Source organism: Nonomuraea sp. NPDC049129, from assembly GCF_040648495.1.
Taxonomy (GTDB): domain Bacteria; phylum Actinomycetota; class Actinomycetes; order Streptosporangiales; family Streptosporangiaceae; genus Nonomuraea.
Genome location: NZ_JBEZDU010000001.1, coordinates 367,665 through 382,361, shown reverse-complemented (window position 1 = coordinate 382,361; position 14,697 = coordinate 367,665). Strand labels below are relative to the sequence as shown.

The following is a 14,697-nucleotide window of genomic DNA, read 5'->3' as shown; positions in this document are numbered from 1 at the left end:
CCAGTTTTGTCATGTCGGCTTTCACTGATCTCCATACCGGTGATCCAGGAGGAGCCGATGCGTGGCTTACGGGCGTCCGCAGTCGTTCTGGCGATCGTTCTTCTCACGACGTTCCTGACCTCGGGGCAATCCGTCCCGGCGGTCGCCGGGCCGTCCGACCCGGAGCCGGCCTCGCTGGTCACGCTCTCCGTGCCGGACCAGGCCACGATGGAGCGGCTGAGGGCCTCGGGGGCGGACCTCACCGAGCGGGTACGCCCACAGGCGGACGGCAGCGTCCAGGTCGACGCGGTCGTCACGCCGAGCCAGCTGACGGCGCTCGCCGCGCTCGGCGCGACCCTGGCGCCCGGCACGCCGCCCAGCTCCCGGGCGACGCCGAAGGGCACCGCGGCGCCGGATCAGCTGGTCATTGAGCGGGCGGTGTGGTTCAAGAGCCGCGACGGGTACTTCCTGTCGGTCGAGGCGTCCAGCAGCGCGGGGGCGGCGGCCACGCTCAGCGTGAGCTGGACGGGCAAGGGCGGTTCGGGCGGTCAGGTGCCGATGGTGCCGTACGTCGACGCGGGAGCGTACCTGGGCCACCAGCTCAGCACCCCCGTGCCGGCGGAGAACCGGCCGCAGTGGGTCACAGTCACGTCGGCGGCCGGTGGCAGGGCGGACGCGCGGGTCCAGGAGTGGCCCGACGGGGAGCGGCCCGACCGCCAGGGTCCCGGCTACGAGAAGGACTTCGTCAGCCAGTACATGCCGCCGACCCAGCTCAACGAGCGGGTCAAGGCGCTGCACCGGCGCTTCCCCAAGCTCACCGACATCATCACGCTGCCGAACCCGACCAACGGCTACCGGCGCAACGCCCAGGCCCTGATCGGCACCCCGCCCGGCGCCGCCGTCGTGGTCACCTCGAACGCCTACGGCTCCGAGGGCGGCAACGACCTGGCCATCGAGCTCGTCACCCCCGGCGCCCCCGACCGGCAGTTGCAGGTGACGGTGAACGGCAAGCAGATCACCGTAAGTCTGGCCACCGACGGCTCCGGCACGTCCACCAGCACCGCCGCCCAGGTGGTCGCGGCGATCAACGCGACGCCGGGCATCGCCGTCAAGGCCACGACCTACCGCACCGACGCGGGACTCGGCGTCATGGCGCCCGCCCCGCTCACCCAGCTGAGCGACTTCCTCAAGGCCCCGGCCGACGTCCCCCGCGCGCCGTGGCGAGTGCTGGCCCTGCGCGTCGGCGTGCACAGGGACGGCTCGCGCACCGGAGTGCTCGCCTACGCGCAGGAACACGCCAGGGAATGGGTGGGGCCGCTGGTCACCATCGAGGCGGCCGAGCGGCTGCTGCGCAACTACGCGCGCGACGCGGCGACGCGGGAGCTGCTGAAGCGCACCGACATCTTCATCGTGCCCACGGTCAACCCCGACGGCGCGAACTACAGCTTCTACGACTTCAACTCCCAGCGTAAGAACATGACCAACCACTGCCCCGCCCAGCAGTCCGACCCGGCGCTCCGCAACACCTGGGGAGTGGACGTCAACCGCAACTACGCCGTGGGCTCGCTGTCGGACGGATACTTCGGCGCCTCGGCCGGCTGCCAGAGCGGTACGTACGCCGGGCCCGCCGAGCACTCCGAGCCCGAGAGCCGCAACCTCATCTGGCTGGCGCAGCGGTATCGCAACATCAAGTTCGCGATGAACGTCCACAGCTACGGCGGCTATTTCATGTGGCCGCCGGGCGCCTACAAACTCGACGGCCGCGTCACCCTGACCCGGCCCACACCCCGGCAGGAGGCGTACTTCCTGCGTTCGGCCCGCACCATCGAGCAGGCCATCGCCGCCGAACGCGGCACGGTCACCTGGCCGCAGCAGACCGGGCCGGTGACCGACGTGCTCTATTCGGCGGCGGGCAACTCCGCGGACGAGCTCTGGTACGACCACGGCGTCTTCGGATGGGACTTCGAGGTCGGCAGCGACCTGTGGAACCCCACGACACAGAGATGGGAGGGAGTGGGGTTCCAGCCGCCGTTCAGCGAGGGGCACGCGGAGGCGATGGAGTTCGCCTCCGGCCTCATCTCGCTGATCGGGGTCGCCGCCGACTATCGGGAGCCGTGACGGGCACGTCTCGCCGGCCCGGCCGCAGCGGCGGCCGGGCGTGCCGGAGTGTCAGCCGATCACCCGCGCCACCCCCGGTATCCGCCGGAGCACCAGCCAGTCGAGCAGCAGCACGACCGCCATAGTGACCCCCGCCAGCGGGAACAGCAGGCCGAGCACCGCCATGACGGCGATCACTCCGTACGCGCTGCGCCTGTTGGTGGCGCGGGCGGGCGCACCGGCTCGCCCGCGCGGGCGGCGCTTCCACCACATCCACGCGCCGGTGACCACGAGCGTGATCAGGGACAGGCAGGCGGCGAGCATGACGAGCAGGTTGACGGTGCCGTAGCGGCGGCCCTCGTGCAGGGCGATGCCCTGTTCGACGGCTTTGGCCATGATGCCGTACTCGGCCCAGCCGTAGGAGACGAGCACCCGGCCGCTGTACTGGTCGACGTGGAGCGTCTGCGCGGCGGCCGGGTCACGGCGGTTGTCGGTCACGACGGTGTACACGCCCTTCGCGTCCTTGGGGAGGAGGACCTTGACGTCGCATTCGGCTGGCTGGCAGTCGCGCAGGACCGGACGGGCGGCGGCCAGGGCCCGCTCGATGGGCACCGCACCCGGTTGCAGCACGCCGCCGGCCGTTTCGTGCGCGGCGTGACCTCCGGACTGCGGTACGGGGAGTCGTTCGGCGGACCAGGGCACCTTGACGTCGGGGTTGGTGGACAGGTCTCCGGACAGCGTCGAGGTCTTGGGGAAGGAGTCCGCGCTGGGGGTGGTCGAGCCCGTACTGTCCTGGATGCGCTGCAGGCCATCGCCCCACACGCCCGACCAGGGCAGGCCGGACAGGACGAGGAAGACGACCACCGCCCCGGCGCCGACTCCGGTGAGGGTGTGCAGGCGGCGCAGCCGGCCGCGGCCCGACCGCTTGGCCCGCTTATGTGTACGTCGCCCGCTCCACCACAGGTACGTGCCGGTGGCGATGAGGATCAGCGCCCAGCACGCGGCGATCTCGACGACCCGGTCGCCGATGGTGCCCGCCATCAGCTCACCGTGAATGGTGCGTATGACACGCATGAAGGTGGTGCCGTCGTCGATCTGCCCCACCACGCGGGCTGTGGCCGGATCGACGTAGACCGAGACGCCCTGAGCGAAGGGGCCGGTGTCGGCGCCCTGGAGGATGACCCGGGTGGTCCGGTCCGGGGCGGTGGGCGGGATGACCGACATGACGGCCGCGCCGGGCCGCGCCTGCCGGGCGGCGGCGATCTGCTCCGACAGGGGCTTCGCGGTAGTTACCGGCGCGGCGAGCGTGCGGACGTCGGCGTAGTGCCACTCCTCGAACGGCTCCTTGAACAGGTAGATCGACCCGGTTATGGCGAGGATGAGCAGAACGGGGGCGACGAACAGCCCGGCGTAGAAATGCCAGCGCCAGATGATGCGATAGCGCTGGGACGACAGGGCCGGGGTGGGCTGGACGGTCGGCGGCCGTACCTCGACAGAGGTCATGGGGTTCTCCATTCCGGAGACGCGCCCGTCTCGGGGCGCGCGAACAGCGGGGGCGGTCATGACCGGCCGATCGGGTCTTCAAGGCGCGATCGGGGCTTCGATGCACGATCGGGCGCAAGGCACGGTCGGGGCTTCGATGCGCGATCGGGGCGTACGGCGCGATCGGGCCGCGAAGGCCATGATCGTCGTGCGGTCATGATGGACCGGACGTGCGGCTTCCGGGTACGAGGACGGCGATGCATGCGGTCGGTCCCGGCGGCACACGGTGCCGGTAAATGGTCGGCTTCAGCAGGCGTCGCCTACTGAGGCGGCCCCCGGCGGCACAGCTCCCAGGTCAGTACCTGGGTGGTGGGCATCCCCGGCGTGACCTCCACTACCGGCGCCACGCGGCGCGGCGTCGAGGTCGGCACGAGCAGGTCGGTCAGCGGGCGCCACAGGTCGCGGAGCGAGCAGGCCAGCAGGAACAGCAGTGTGGCCAGCGCCGTCTCACCGCGCTCCAGCCACCAGGCGGACACCGTGGCGACCAGCACGTGCGCCAGCAGCATCCCGACCCCGGCGGACAGTCCGCCGAGGTGGTGTCCCGTCAGCGGAAGGCCGGGGCCGGGACCGAAGAGATGGTGCATGCCGTACTGCGCGGCGAAGGAGGCGACGAGCAGCGTTCCCAAGCTCCGCCGCCGGCGCGCGAGGACGTACGCCCCCGCGCCGGTCACGGCGGTGGCGGTGGCGACGATCCCCAGCCCGGCGCCGGTGCCACCGGCCAGCACGTGCATGCCCAGCGCGGCGTACACGCAGACGACCGCGAACACCGCCGCGCGCACGACACGTCCGGCGGGCTCGTTCCGATCGGCGCTCACGCGCGATCACCGCTCACATGTGCAGATACGGCCCAGCGGGTGTCTCGGTTCGATCGCGCCGTAATGGGCGGTGGTCCCGTGGGCTCCATCGGATTGACCTGCGGAAACTTCGGCTCGCCGGGTAGGGGTGTCGGGGAAGGGGACGTCGGACGGGGGCAGATCATGATCATTGCCGGGGTGGACGGCTCGCGGGCGGGGCTCGAGGCCGTCGGGTGGGCCGCCAGGGAGGCCGCGCTGCGCGAGGTGCCATTGACCGTGGTGCACGCCATGCCGGGATGGGCCTGCGAGACGGCGTCCGGCCACTATGCCGCCGTGGCCAAGTGGATGCGCGACGGGGGCGAGATGGCGCTGGCCGCGGCCGAGGACCGGGCGCGCGGCGAACACCCGAAGATCAACATCAGGACGATGCTCCTGCCCGGCGATCCCCGAGCCGCCCTGATCGGGGCCGCGAAGGAGGCCGAGCTGCTGGTCATCGGCAGCCACGGGCTCGGGGGAGTGCGCGGGCTGCTGGTGGGGTCCGTGGCGTACGGGGTGGCCGGGCACGCGCCCTGCGACGTGGTCGTCGTGCGGCAGCTGCCGTCCCTTCCTCGTGGCGAGCTGGTGGCCGGGGTGGACGGCTCGCCGCGGACCCGCCGTCGGGTGCTGGACTTCGCCTTCTCCGAGGCGGAGTTGCGGGGTGTGACCCTGCGGGCCGTACATGCCTGGAGCGGGTTCCAGCCCACGAGCGAGGAGGATGAGCGGGACGGGCGGCTCATCCTGCGCGAGGCGCTGGCCGGACACCGTCAGGACCATCCCGATGTCGAATTGATCGAGGAGGCCGTGCACGGTCACCCCGTGGAGGTGCTGCGTCAGGCCGCTGAGGGCGCCGACCTGCTCGTGGTCGGCTCGCACGGGCACGGCGCGTTCGCCGGCATGGTCATGGGCTCGGTCAGCCAGGCCATGTTGCACCACTCCCCGTGCCCGCTCGCCGTGGTCCGGAACCGGCAGGACGACCCAGGTTGAGTTTCGAGCATTCATGGGTTGATGACGACCGCGCTGCCCAGCGGGACATGTGCCAGGACGCGCAGGGCGGCGGCCGGGACACGGACGCAGCCGTGACTGACCTCCTGCCCGAACACGCTCTCGTCCGGCCAGCCGTGCAGCCCGATCGTGCCGGGGCCGCCGTCGAAAGTCTGGAGGACGGCGGAATGCGAGCCCAGCGCGAGCATGCGCGGGCTGTACGTCGCGTCCTCAGGAGTCAGCGAGGCGAGCAGGAACGTCCGTCCCGTTGGCGTGGGGGTCGACGGGGCGCCGGTGGCGACTTTCCACGTGCCCAGACTGCGATCGGACTTGAACACCGTGAGTTGATGAGCGGCCAAATCGATGCGTACGTAATAAGGGCTGTAGGCATTCCGCAATCCGCCGCCAGCGGTATAAATCCAGCCCGTCGACAGATTCGGGCGGCTCGGCAGCATAACGCGTACCCATCCCGGCTGCTCTTCCACTATGGGCACCCATACGGGGCCGCCCACTGAAGTGGTCGGCAATATCCCCACCGGTGCGCCGCCGGGGCTGGCATAAACCACCTGTGGTCGCGTGGGATGCGTCAGGTGCCCATTCCCCGGCTCGAAAGGAGCAGTGTCTTTCGGCGCGCCGCGCAATCTCGTGTACGTCGTGGAGCGCGTCAGCCGAGCCCGTTGCGCGGCCGACACCGGCAGCGGCGCGATCTGCTGGATCGGGGCGGCGTGGGGCGCGGCGGCCGGTGGCGGGGCGGTCGTTCCGCAGGCCGCGGCCAGGGTCATGGCGGCCAATGCCGTGCTCCACGCGATCGGCCGCGCATTGCTGTTCCTGTCCAGTTCCATGCGATCGCGCAAGGCGGCCTCCACTATTTCCGGGGTGAGCAAGGGCAGTTTACGGAGGAGCCTTGAGCGTCTTGGGCCGAGAATTGGGATAAGTCGTTTTATCGGGTGATCTCGGGTCTTGGTTGATAAGTGGCAGAGGCTTTGTCGCGCCTTTACCGGTCGATTGTGCGTGGTCGTTGATCTCCCCGAATATCATGCCGAGTTGCTTGCCGTTTCACCTCGCTGCGCGGGTGGAAGCCGGTTGTATCCAGCGCGCTCCCCTATAGAAAAGATTCACTACATGGAAGTAATCTCTGGTCGCGCTTCCCGCCGGTCGCGATGGGTCTCTCTGCTGGCGGGGGCCTTCGTGCTCGTCGTCGCCGGTGCTCTGCTGACCACATGGCCATCCGGCGCAAAGGCGGCCCAGCCGCGGTCCTGCCACCAAAACGAGGACGTCTGCGATAGCCCGGCCACCAGCATCTCGGGCGATCTCGAAGGCATGACCCTCGAACCCGGCGTCTACACGGCCGCGTCCTCGATCGAGCTGACCGGCACGGTCACCCTCGACGCTCAGGGCGATCCCGACGCCGTCTTCATCTTCCAGATCGGCACCGCGTTCTTCACCGGCCCGGACAGCGACGTCGAACTCGTCGGCGGCGCTCAGGACTGCAACGTCTTCTGGGAGGTGGGCAACACGGTGACGACCGGCGCCATGCCCGACGTGACCGTACCGGTGGACGAGGAGGTCGAAGAGGAGGTCAATGAGGATCGGGGGAGGCCCGGGACCGAGACGGCCGTCACGGACGACTGCCCTCTGGCGCATCAGGTCACGCCGCCCGCCCTTCCGCCATGTGCGGAGACTCCGCCGGTGCGGCCGGTGCCGACTCCGATAGAGCGGCCGACCCCGGCCCAGCCGGTGAAGCCGACCCCGACGCCGAAGGTGGTTTCTACGCCCCAGGTGGACGCACCTCCGAAGGCGGTGTCGACGCCTCCGACGGTTTCGACTCCCCACACGGTTACGCCGCCGAAGGTGGTTTCGACGCCTCAGACGGTTACGCCGCCGAAGGTGGTTTCGACGCCTCAGACGGTTACGCCGCCGAAGGTGGTTTCGACGCCCAAGACGGTTGCGACGCCTCAGACGGTTGCGACTCCGAAGGTGACGTCGACTCCGACGGCGACCGCGACGTCCACTCCGACGGCGACATCCACCTCCAGGACGAGCACACCCGATCACCACCGTGATCATCACCACCGCGACCGCCACAACTGCGGACACCACTGCGGGCTCGAACCGGCGCCCGAGCCCGTCCCGGTCGGCTCGCGTCTGCGTGTGGCCGGCTGACGATCCTGTCCGGCTGCCTGTTTCGGGGCGATGCGCGGGATGACCAGCTCGCTGAGGCCATCCCGCACATCGCCGCAGCCGGTCGGCGTCTGTGAGCGCCGAGGTCGGTCGCGCAGAGAGTCATCGCGCGGGGCCAGAGGACGGGCGTCGAGGGGCGGGCATTCAGAAGACGGACGTCAGAGGACGGGCATCCGGAGATGGGCGTCCGGAGATGGACGTCCGAAGATGGGCGTCAGGGGATGGGAGTCAGGGGTGGCTCGCCGTTCAGGACCGCGATGATGTTGTCCACGGCGAGGTCCACCATCCGGGCCCGAGTCGCCTCGGTGGCCGAGCCGATGTGCGGGAGGGCCGCCACGCGTTCGTGCTGAATCAGCGGGTCGCCGACGCCGTTGCGCGGCTCGCGGTCGAACACGTCCAGCCCGGCCGAATGGAGCCGCCCGGCCTGCAGGGCGGCGAGGAGCGCGGCCTCGTCGACGACGCCGCCGCGGGCGGTGTTGACGAGGGTCGCGGTGGGTTTCATCATCGCGAGCTCGTCCGCGCCGATGAGACGGCGGGTCTGATCGGTGAGCGGTACGTGCAGAGACACCACATCGCTGGTGCTCAGGAGCTTGGGCAGGGAAACCGCCTGGGAGAGCTCGTCATCGGGTTTACGGGACAAGGTGTGCTGGACGGTCATGCCGAACCCGATCGCCCGGCGGGCGACGGCCTGCCCGATCTCGCCGTAGCCGATGAGACCCAGGGTCGCCCCCGCCACGTCGAGTCCGAGGTAGGCGTCCAGCCGGCTGCCGGTCCACCCGCCGTTCCTGAGACTGTCACCCGCGGTGACCAGCCGCCGCCGCGCCATCAGGATGAGGGCGAAGGCGGTGTCGGCGGTGGTCTCGTGCAGGACACCCGGGGTGTTGGTGACCACGATGCCGCGCTCCCGCGCGGTGGCGACGTCGGTGCCGTCGTAGCCCGCGCTCGGCAGGGCCAGTACCCGCAGCCGGTCGCCCGCCTCGAGCACCGCGGCGTCGACATGGTCGGAGTTCTGGCACAGCAGCGCGTCCGCGCCGGTGAGGAGGTCGCGCAGCCGCTCGGGCGGCGGCGGCGTGACCTCGGACCACTGGCGTAGCTGGGCGACGCGGCCGAGCCGTTCGAGACCCGTGCCCGGCAATGTCGGCCGGGTGACCACCACGATCGGCGCCGTCGCCTGCATATTGCTCTCTCCTCCCGATGGGGTCCGGCCTGAGCACGGACAACATCCCTCCATCAACATAGATCACCTGGATGTCGACGAAGTCAGGGGGCGGGGGGAGGAGAGGGCGGGGCGGACGAGGTTGACGAAGTCAGGGGCGGGGGGACGAGCGGGCGGGTGAGAAGAGAGGGCGGGTCAGCGTGGCTCGGTGGCTCCGGTGAAGGGCATGTGCTCGCCTTCCACGTACTTCGGGAACGGCTGGTAGACATTCGCGCCCGGCTGGCCACGCAGCAGCAGCGCCGAGACGAACGGCTGCTCCTCGCTGGTGATCCGGGTCGAGGTCGGGATGTAGCGGATGGTCAGGCCGCAGCGGCGCTTGGGGGAGGTGTTGGCGCTGGAGGCGTGCAGGATGTTCGGGTGGTGCACCTCCACGTCGCCGGGTGACAGCACCAGGTCCACGGCCTGGGACTCGTCCACCGTCACGGCGCTCTCCGAGCCGAGCACGTTGGCGACGTCGTCGCGCTGCCGCAGCTCGTGCAGGGCCTCCTTGTGCGAACCGGGGATCACGCGCATGCAGCCGTTCTCCGGCGTGGACTCGTCGACGGCCAGCCAGAGCGTGATCACCCGCATCGGCTCCAGCGGCCAGTAGGCACCGTCCTGGTGCCAGAGGACCGCCTTGCCGGAGAAGGGCGGCTTGCTGATGTAGTGCGAGGCGAACAGCGCGAGGTCCGGGCCGACAAAGAGCTCGGCGATGTCCAGCAGCCGATCGTCGGAGATCAGCCGCACCCAGAACGGGTCGTCGGCCACCAGTTCGGTGCCCAGGTCCTCGCCGAGCAGTTCGGGGTGCTTGGCCTGGAGCCAGGCGACGTGGTCGCCGGCCTCGGCGATCAGATCGGAGTCGATGACGTTCCGGAAGATCGTGTAGCCGTCGCGGTCGTAGTCCTGAAGGCGGGTCGAGTCCTGAAGGCGGGTCGAGTCCTGAAGAGTGCGGTCGGCTTCCTGGGTCACGATGTTCTCCTGTGCGCGGGAGCGATGGACATCGATCCGGATTCTTCGGCCTCCCCGCCCCGACTTACTAGCACTCGCCTCCCCATAACTATTAATTTCCTGACATGCCGACTGTGCTGCGCTGGGTGGAGTTCGCGTACGGCCTGCCCTACCACGCGGCGCTGGTGCCAGTGAGCGGCGGCCGTCGCGACCGGCCCGAGCCGCACAGTCATGCCGATTTCCATGAGTTCGTCTTCGTGACCGCGGGAGCCGGCTCGCAGCGCGTCGGCGAGGCGGAGATGCCGCTGCGCGCGGGCGACGTGGTGCTGGTCCGGCCGCATGACCGGCACGAATTCGCGGGTACGGCGGCCGACGGGATGCGCTTCATCAACATCGCCTTCCCCAGTTGGCGCTGGCGTGCCTTCGCCGACCTCGCCGGGCTGGCGGGCACGGCGGAATGGGAGCGGCGCGACCTTCCCCTGGCGGCGCGCACCGACCTGGACGGGCCGGTCGCGGCGGAGTTCGCCCGCGTGCTGGCCGCCTATTCCGGCATGCCGCGCGTGCTCGACCTGGTCGGGCTGTGGACGGCGGTCGTGCCGCTGCTGGAACGGGCCGACGGCACGGCCGTGGACCGGCGGCCGGGCTGGCTGGTGGCGGCCTGCGTGGCGATGAGCCGCGAGGAGAACCTGCGCGACGGGCTGCCCAGGCTGCTCGCGATGGCCGCGGTCAGTCCGGGGCATCTGGCCCGTTCCATGCGTACGCACTACGGGTGCACGCCGATCGCGTTCGTCTCCGCGCGCCGCCTGGAGCACGCCGCGCTGCTGCTCACCACGACGACCGAGGGCATCGGCCAGATCGCCCAGCGCTGCGGTTTCTCCGGCCAGTCGTACTTCGGCAGGCTCTTTCACCAGAAATACGGCCTGGCGCCCCGCGACTATCGGGAGGCCACCCGGCGGGCGGTGGTTCCGGCGGCCCTGGACACCCCACACATCAAGTGATTAGATGACTTCACTTGGGCGAAGGACGCATGGTGCGGCCGCCCGATCCACCTCCGGCGGACACGAGCACGCCCTCCCACTCGACGCCCACGTACGAGACACCCCCCAAGATCGAACAGGAGGCCGGGCATGATCCGGTCGCGTTTACTGTGCATGGCCGCCATCTGCGCCGTCGTCACCCCGCTCGCCCTCACGGGCTGTTCCTCCAGCGGTGACACGGCGAAGGAGGCGGGCAAGACCGAGCTGAAGCTCTACAACGACAAGGGCGCCTGGAGTAAGTACTTCGACCAGATGGGTGCCCTGTCCAAGCAGCAGATCGGGCTGTCGATGAAGCCGGTCGGCTACACCGACGAGCCGACGTACCAGGCGTTCATCAAGGCGTCCTTCCGCACCAACGTCAAGCCCGACCTGTTCACCTGGACGACCGGCGGCGGGCTGGCCGAGGTCGTCGCCCAGAAGCAGCTGGCCGAGACGACCGCCCTCTGGCAGGAGGCCATCAAGAACGGCGACCTGTCGGCGGACCTGGCGAAGTACTACACCGTGGGCGGGAAGCAGTACTGCGTGCCGCTGAACGCCGCCTACTGGGGGATGTTCTACAACAAGAAGGTCTTCGACAAGTACGGTCTCAAGCCCCCCACCACCTGGGACGAGCTGATCAAGATCGCCGACACGCTGAAGAAGAACGGTGTGCCCGCGTTCTACCACACCTCGGTGCTGTTCTCCTTCGTCTGGTTCGAGCAGCTGCTCGCCGGCACCGATCCCGACCTGTACGACCGCCTCTCCACCGGCCAGGCGAAGTACACCGATCCCGGCGTGGTCGAGGTCATGAAGCGGTGGAAGTCGATGATCGACGCCGGCTACTTCAACAACGCCGGTGACAAGACCGACCCGGGTGACGTGCTCAAGACCGGCAAGACCGCGATGGTGTCGTTCGGTACGTGGTTCAACACGAGCATGACGCAGCGCGATCTGAAGGCCGGTACCGACTACGGCTACTTCACGATCCCGAACGTCAACCCCGCGCTGCCCAAGACCTCGATGATCTTCGAGAGCGGCCCGCTCTGCTCGCTGGCCAAGGCGCCCGACCCCGAGGCCAGCACGAAGTACCTCAAGTGGTGGGTGACGCCGGCCGCGCAGGAGAAGTGGGCGACCGCCAGGGGAGACGTCTCGGCCAACCCCAAGGTCACCATCACCGACCAGGCGATCGCGGAGGTCAGCAAGGCGGCGGGCAGCGGACAGTATCGCCTGGTCAACCGCTACTTCGAGGCCACGCCGCCGCCCGTGCTCACGGCCGCGCTGGACGGCTTCGGCGCCTTCCTCGTCAAGCCGGACAGCTACCAGAAGGTCCTTGAGGACATCCAGGGCGCCGCCGACGAGTACTGGAGCAGTCACCAGCCCGGCAGCTGAGATTCGAGGGCGCACCGGCACCTGTACGAATTCTGTACGCCGCGCTTGCAGGCTGATCATCAGCGGGTGCCGCGTGCGGCCTCCACTCCTTGCGATGCCCCCCGGAACTGTTCTTGAGGAGAAACCTGTGCAGGTCCGACTCCGTCGTTCGGCCGCGCTGCTTGCCGGTGCGCTCATCCCCCTCTCGCTGCTCACCGGCCAACCAGCCGGAGCCGCGTCCGCCGATCCCATGACCGACGCCTTCGCCCGCGCGGCCACCACGTACGAGGTGCCCCGCGACCTGCTGGTGTCCCTCGCCTACTCCGAAACCCACCTGGACGGTCACCGCGGCCAGCCCAGCGCGTCCGGCGGTTACGGCGTGATGCACCTGGTCAGCAACCCCGTCACGCACACCCTTGAGCGGGCGGCCACGCTGACGAAGCAGCCCGTCTCGGCCCTGAAGGCGGACGCCGCGGCCAACATCACGGGCGGCGCCGCCGTGCTGCGCGCCTACGCCGACGAGCTGGGGCTGGACGCCAAGGCCCGCAAGGACGCCGCCAAGTGGTACCAGGCGGTGGCCAAGTACGGCGGCGCCTCCTCGCCGGAGGTCGCCCGCCTGTACGCCGACACCGTCTACGACCTGATGGCCCAGGGGATCCGCGCCACCACTCCGGAGGGCGAGGCCGTCACGGCGGCGCCGCGGGTCGTCGAGCCCGAGCGTGGTTCCTACGCCAAGGCGCAGGAGCTGGGCAAGACCAACACGCTCGCGGCGGCGGTCGACTACCCGGGGGCGACGTGGGCGGCGGCGCACAGCTCCAACTACGCCGTCTCCAACCGCCCGACCAGCGACGCGATCGACCGCATCGTCATCCACGTGACCCAGGGCTCCTACGCCGGGACGATCGACTGGTTCCAGACAGGGCCGCGGCCGAACCCCACGTCGGCGCACTACGTCATCCGTTCGTCGGACGGCGCCATCACCCAGATGGTCAGGGAGAAGGACCGGGCCTTCCACGCCGGTGACTACAACCGGCGCTCGGTGGGCATCGAGCACGAGGGATTCGTCGACAACGCCTCCTGGTTCACCGACGCGATGTACCGCTCCTCGGCGGCGCTGACCCGCAACATCGCCGACCGGTACGGCATCCCGAAGGACCGGGCGCACATCCTCGGCCACAGCGAGGTGCCCGGCGCCGACCACACCGACCCGGGTCCGAACTGGAACTGGACCACGTACATGAACTACGTCACCGGCGGCAGCGGCCCCACCAACCCGCACACCGCCGAATCGGTCTGCGGCACCGGGTTCAAGGTGATCGACTCGGCGGCGCTGGGCACGGCGGGCACCGTCTACCTGACGTACAACTCGACCACCGGCTACAACTGCGTGGCCACGATCAAGAAGACCCAGCTCGGTACGGCCTCGGCCACCAGCGCCTACCTGGAGGTGGAAGGCCAGACGCGGATCACCGACAGCGGTAACTTCGCCTACTACGCGGGTCCGGTACGCGCCAACGCGGCCGACAAGTGCGTCAGATGGGGCGGCAAGGCCGGCGCGTCCACCTACGACAGCCCGTCCGAGCACTGCGGATAGCCGGAACGTCCCGGCCTCGACGCGCGATGCGCCGGGGGTAGCCGGAAACAGAAACAACAGGGCCCCGACGAATCGTCGTCGGGGCCTTCGCCATGTCAGATGATCACTGGGCCGGAGTGGGGCGCCGCCGGTTCCAGGAGTCGAGGATGTGCGTGCGCATCGCCGCGGCCGCGGCCTCGGGGTCGCCGGCCGAGATCGCGTCGCTGATCGCCTGGTGCTCGTCCAGCGTCTGGCGCATGACCTCCTCGTTGTACTGGCCGTGGTAGCGCATGCTGGTGCGGGCCTTGTCGTGGATGCTGTTGACGATGGCGCGGCCGAGCCGGTTGCGGGAGGCCGCCATGATCACGTCGTGGAAGCGGACGTCGGCCGCGCCGAAATCGGGGGGAGAGGCGACGTTCGACCGCATGACGCCCAGCGCCTCGGCGATGCGTTGATCGTCGTCGGCGGTGCGGGCCAGGGCCGCGGCGGCGGCCATCTCGGCTTCGAGCGCGGTGCGTACGGTGACCAGCTCGTCGAGGAAGGCCGCGGTCTCGTCGTGCGCGATCACTGAGGTGAGCACGACGTCGTCGAGGAGGTTCCACTGCCTCGGCTCGGTGACCTGGGTGCCGCGACCGTGCTCGATCCGGACCAGGCCCTTCTCCTGGATCACCTTGACCGATTCGCGGATCACCGTGCGGCTGACGCCGAACTCCTCGCACAGGTCGGCCTCGGGCGGCAGCGTCGCACCCGGGCGCAGCGTGCCGCGGATGATGTCGTCGACCAGTTGCTCGACCACCGTGGTGCCCAGCTTGGGGGCCCGGGTGCGGCGGGGTCGTTTCGCGGGCGGTTGGGGCCGCACCGCGTCGTCCGTCCACGGACCCTCCGCGTGCTGAGTCAACGTGCCCTCCCTTGATCACGACAGCGCCTTGAGTATAGGCCATTGTGTAGATGTCATTCGTATGATGTCATATCTCGAAACATGCC

Annotated in this window: 13 protein-coding genes; 7 read left to right on the top strand and 6 right to left on the bottom strand. The window is 69.6% G+C overall.

Annotated elements, in window-relative coordinates; translation table 11 throughout:
* The first annotated feature begins 57 nt into the window (after positions 1 to 57).
* On the top strand, positions 58 to 2,097 hold the full coding sequence (locus AB0B64_RS01575; RefSeq protein ID WP_358173752.1) for a M14 family zinc carboxypeptidase: 2,040 nt from the start codon (positions 58 to 60) through the stop codon (positions 2,095 to 2,097).
* Positions 2,098 to 2,148: 51 nt separating this feature from the next.
* On the opposite strand, the gene AB0B64_RS01570 is transcribed toward AB0B64_RS01575, so the two are convergent.
* A complete protein-coding gene (locus AB0B64_RS01570; protein ID WP_358173750.1) occupies positions 2,149 to 3,579 on the bottom strand; it encodes a PepSY domain-containing protein in 1,431 nt (476 codons plus the stop codon).
* Between the two features lie 299 nt (positions 3,580 to 3,878).
* Positions 3,879 to 4,433: a hypothetical protein gene (locus AB0B64_RS01565; RefSeq protein ID WP_358173747.1), complete on the bottom strand. Its 555-nt coding sequence runs from the start codon at positions 4,431 to 4,433 to the stop codon at positions 3,879 to 3,881.
* A gap of 162 nt (positions 4,434 to 4,595) precedes the next feature.
* Between AB0B64_RS01565 and AB0B64_RS01560 the strand changes: the two genes are divergently transcribed.
* Complete coding sequence (locus AB0B64_RS01560) at positions 4,596 to 5,435, top strand: universal stress protein (RefSeq protein ID WP_358173744.1); 840 nt, start codon at positions 4,596 to 4,598, stop codon at positions 5,433 to 5,435.
* 11 nt (positions 5,436 to 5,446) lie between these two features.
* Here the strand turns inward: AB0B64_RS01560 and AB0B64_RS01555 are convergent, their stop codons facing one another.
* Positions 5,447 to 5,887: a L,D-transpeptidase gene (locus AB0B64_RS01555; RefSeq protein WP_358174774.1), complete on the bottom strand. Its 441-nt coding sequence runs from the start codon at positions 5,885 to 5,887 to the stop codon at positions 5,447 to 5,449.
* 163 nt (positions 5,888 to 6,050) lie between these two features.
* On the opposite strand from AB0B64_RS01555, the gene AB0B64_RS01550 reads away from it, so the two are divergent.
* Together AB0B64_RS01550 and AB0B64_RS01545 are read left to right on the top strand one after the other, a co-directional pair.
* Positions 6,051 to 6,383, top strand: a complete 333-nt coding sequence (locus tag AB0B64_RS01550) for a hypothetical protein (protein ID WP_358174801.1) — start codon at positions 6,051 to 6,053, stop codon at positions 6,381 to 6,383.
* A 237-nt stretch (positions 6,384 to 6,620) separates the two neighbouring features.
* Positions 6,621 to 7,595 carry an ice-binding family protein gene (locus AB0B64_RS01545; protein WP_358173741.1) on the top strand — a complete coding sequence of 325 codons (975 nt, stop codon included), beginning with the start codon at positions 6,621 to 6,623 and terminating at the stop codon, positions 7,593 to 7,595.
* A 232-nt stretch (positions 7,596 to 7,827) separates the two neighbouring features.
* Here the strand turns inward: AB0B64_RS01545 and AB0B64_RS01540 are convergent, their stop codons facing one another.
* Together AB0B64_RS01540 and AB0B64_RS01535 are read right to left on the bottom strand one after the other, a co-directional pair.
* The gene (locus tag AB0B64_RS01540; protein ID WP_358173739.1) at positions 7,828 to 8,790 is read right to left on the bottom strand and encodes a D-glycerate dehydrogenase; all 963 of its coding nucleotides are present in this window, start codon (positions 8,788 to 8,790) and stop codon (positions 7,828 to 7,830) included.
* A 174-nt stretch (positions 8,791 to 8,964) separates the two neighbouring features.
* Complete coding sequence (locus AB0B64_RS01535; protein ID WP_358173736.1) at positions 8,965 to 9,777, bottom strand: phytanoyl-CoA dioxygenase family protein; 813 nt, start codon at positions 9,775 to 9,777, stop codon at positions 8,965 to 8,967.
* 104 nt (positions 9,778 to 9,881) lie between these two features.
* Between AB0B64_RS01535 and AB0B64_RS01530 the strand changes: the two genes are divergently transcribed.
* The 3 genes from AB0B64_RS01530 to AB0B64_RS01520 all read left to right on the top strand — a co-directional run bounded on the left by AB0B64_RS01530 (position 9,882) and on the right by AB0B64_RS01520 (position 13,734).
* Positions 9,882 to 10,754 (top strand): AraC family transcriptional regulator, encoded by an 873-nt coding sequence (locus tag AB0B64_RS01530; RefSeq protein ID WP_357952226.1) that lies wholly within the window; start codon positions 9,882 to 9,884, stop codon positions 10,752 to 10,754.
* A 129-nt stretch (positions 10,755 to 10,883) separates the two neighbouring features.
* A complete protein-coding gene (locus AB0B64_RS01525; RefSeq protein ID WP_357952227.1) occupies positions 10,884 to 12,161 on the top strand; it encodes an ABC transporter substrate-binding protein in 1,278 nt (425 codons plus the stop codon).
* A gap of 127 nt (positions 12,162 to 12,288) precedes the next feature.
* Positions 12,289 to 13,734 carry a peptidoglycan recognition family protein gene (locus AB0B64_RS01520; protein WP_358173733.1) on the top strand — a complete coding sequence of 482 codons (1,446 nt, stop codon included), beginning with the start codon at positions 12,289 to 12,291 and terminating at the stop codon, positions 13,732 to 13,734.
* A gap of 103 nt (positions 13,735 to 13,837) precedes the next feature.
* Here the strand turns inward: AB0B64_RS01520 and AB0B64_RS01515 are convergent, their stop codons facing one another.
* Positions 13,838 to 14,611: a FadR/GntR family transcriptional regulator gene (locus tag AB0B64_RS01515; RefSeq protein ID WP_357952229.1), complete on the bottom strand. Its 774-nt coding sequence runs from the start codon at positions 14,609 to 14,611 to the stop codon at positions 13,838 to 13,840.
* Between the last annotated feature and the right edge of the window lie 86 nt (positions 14,612 to 14,697).

Bases quoted from the DNA above. Each gene is read 5' to 3' on its own strand.
- AB0B64_RS01525 (WP_357952227.1), top strand. From the start codon at position 10,884: ATGATCCGGTCGCGTTTACTGTGCATGGCCGCCATCTGCGCCGTCGTC.
- AB0B64_RS01570 (WP_358173750.1), bottom strand. From the start codon at position 3,579: ATGACCTCTGTCGAGGTACGGCCGCCGACCGTCCAGCCCACCCCGGCC.
- AB0B64_RS01555 (WP_358174774.1), bottom strand. From the start codon at position 5,887: ATGCTGCCGAGCCGCCCGAATCTGTCGACGGGCTGGATTTATACCGCT.
- AB0B64_RS01540 (WP_358173739.1), bottom strand. From the start codon at position 8,790: ATGCAGGCGACGGCGCCGATCGTGGTGGTCACCCGGCCGACATTGCCG.
- AB0B64_RS01575 (WP_358173752.1), top strand. From the start codon at position 58: ATGCGTGGCTTACGGGCGTCCGCAGTCGTTCTGGCGATCGTTCTTCTC.
- AB0B64_RS01530 (WP_357952226.1), top strand. From the start codon at position 9,882: ATGCCGACTGTGCTGCGCTGGGTGGAGTTCGCGTACGGCCTGCCCTAC.
- AB0B64_RS01560 (WP_358173744.1), top strand. From the start codon at position 4,596: ATGATCATTGCCGGGGTGGACGGCTCGCGGGCGGGGCTCGAGGCCGTC.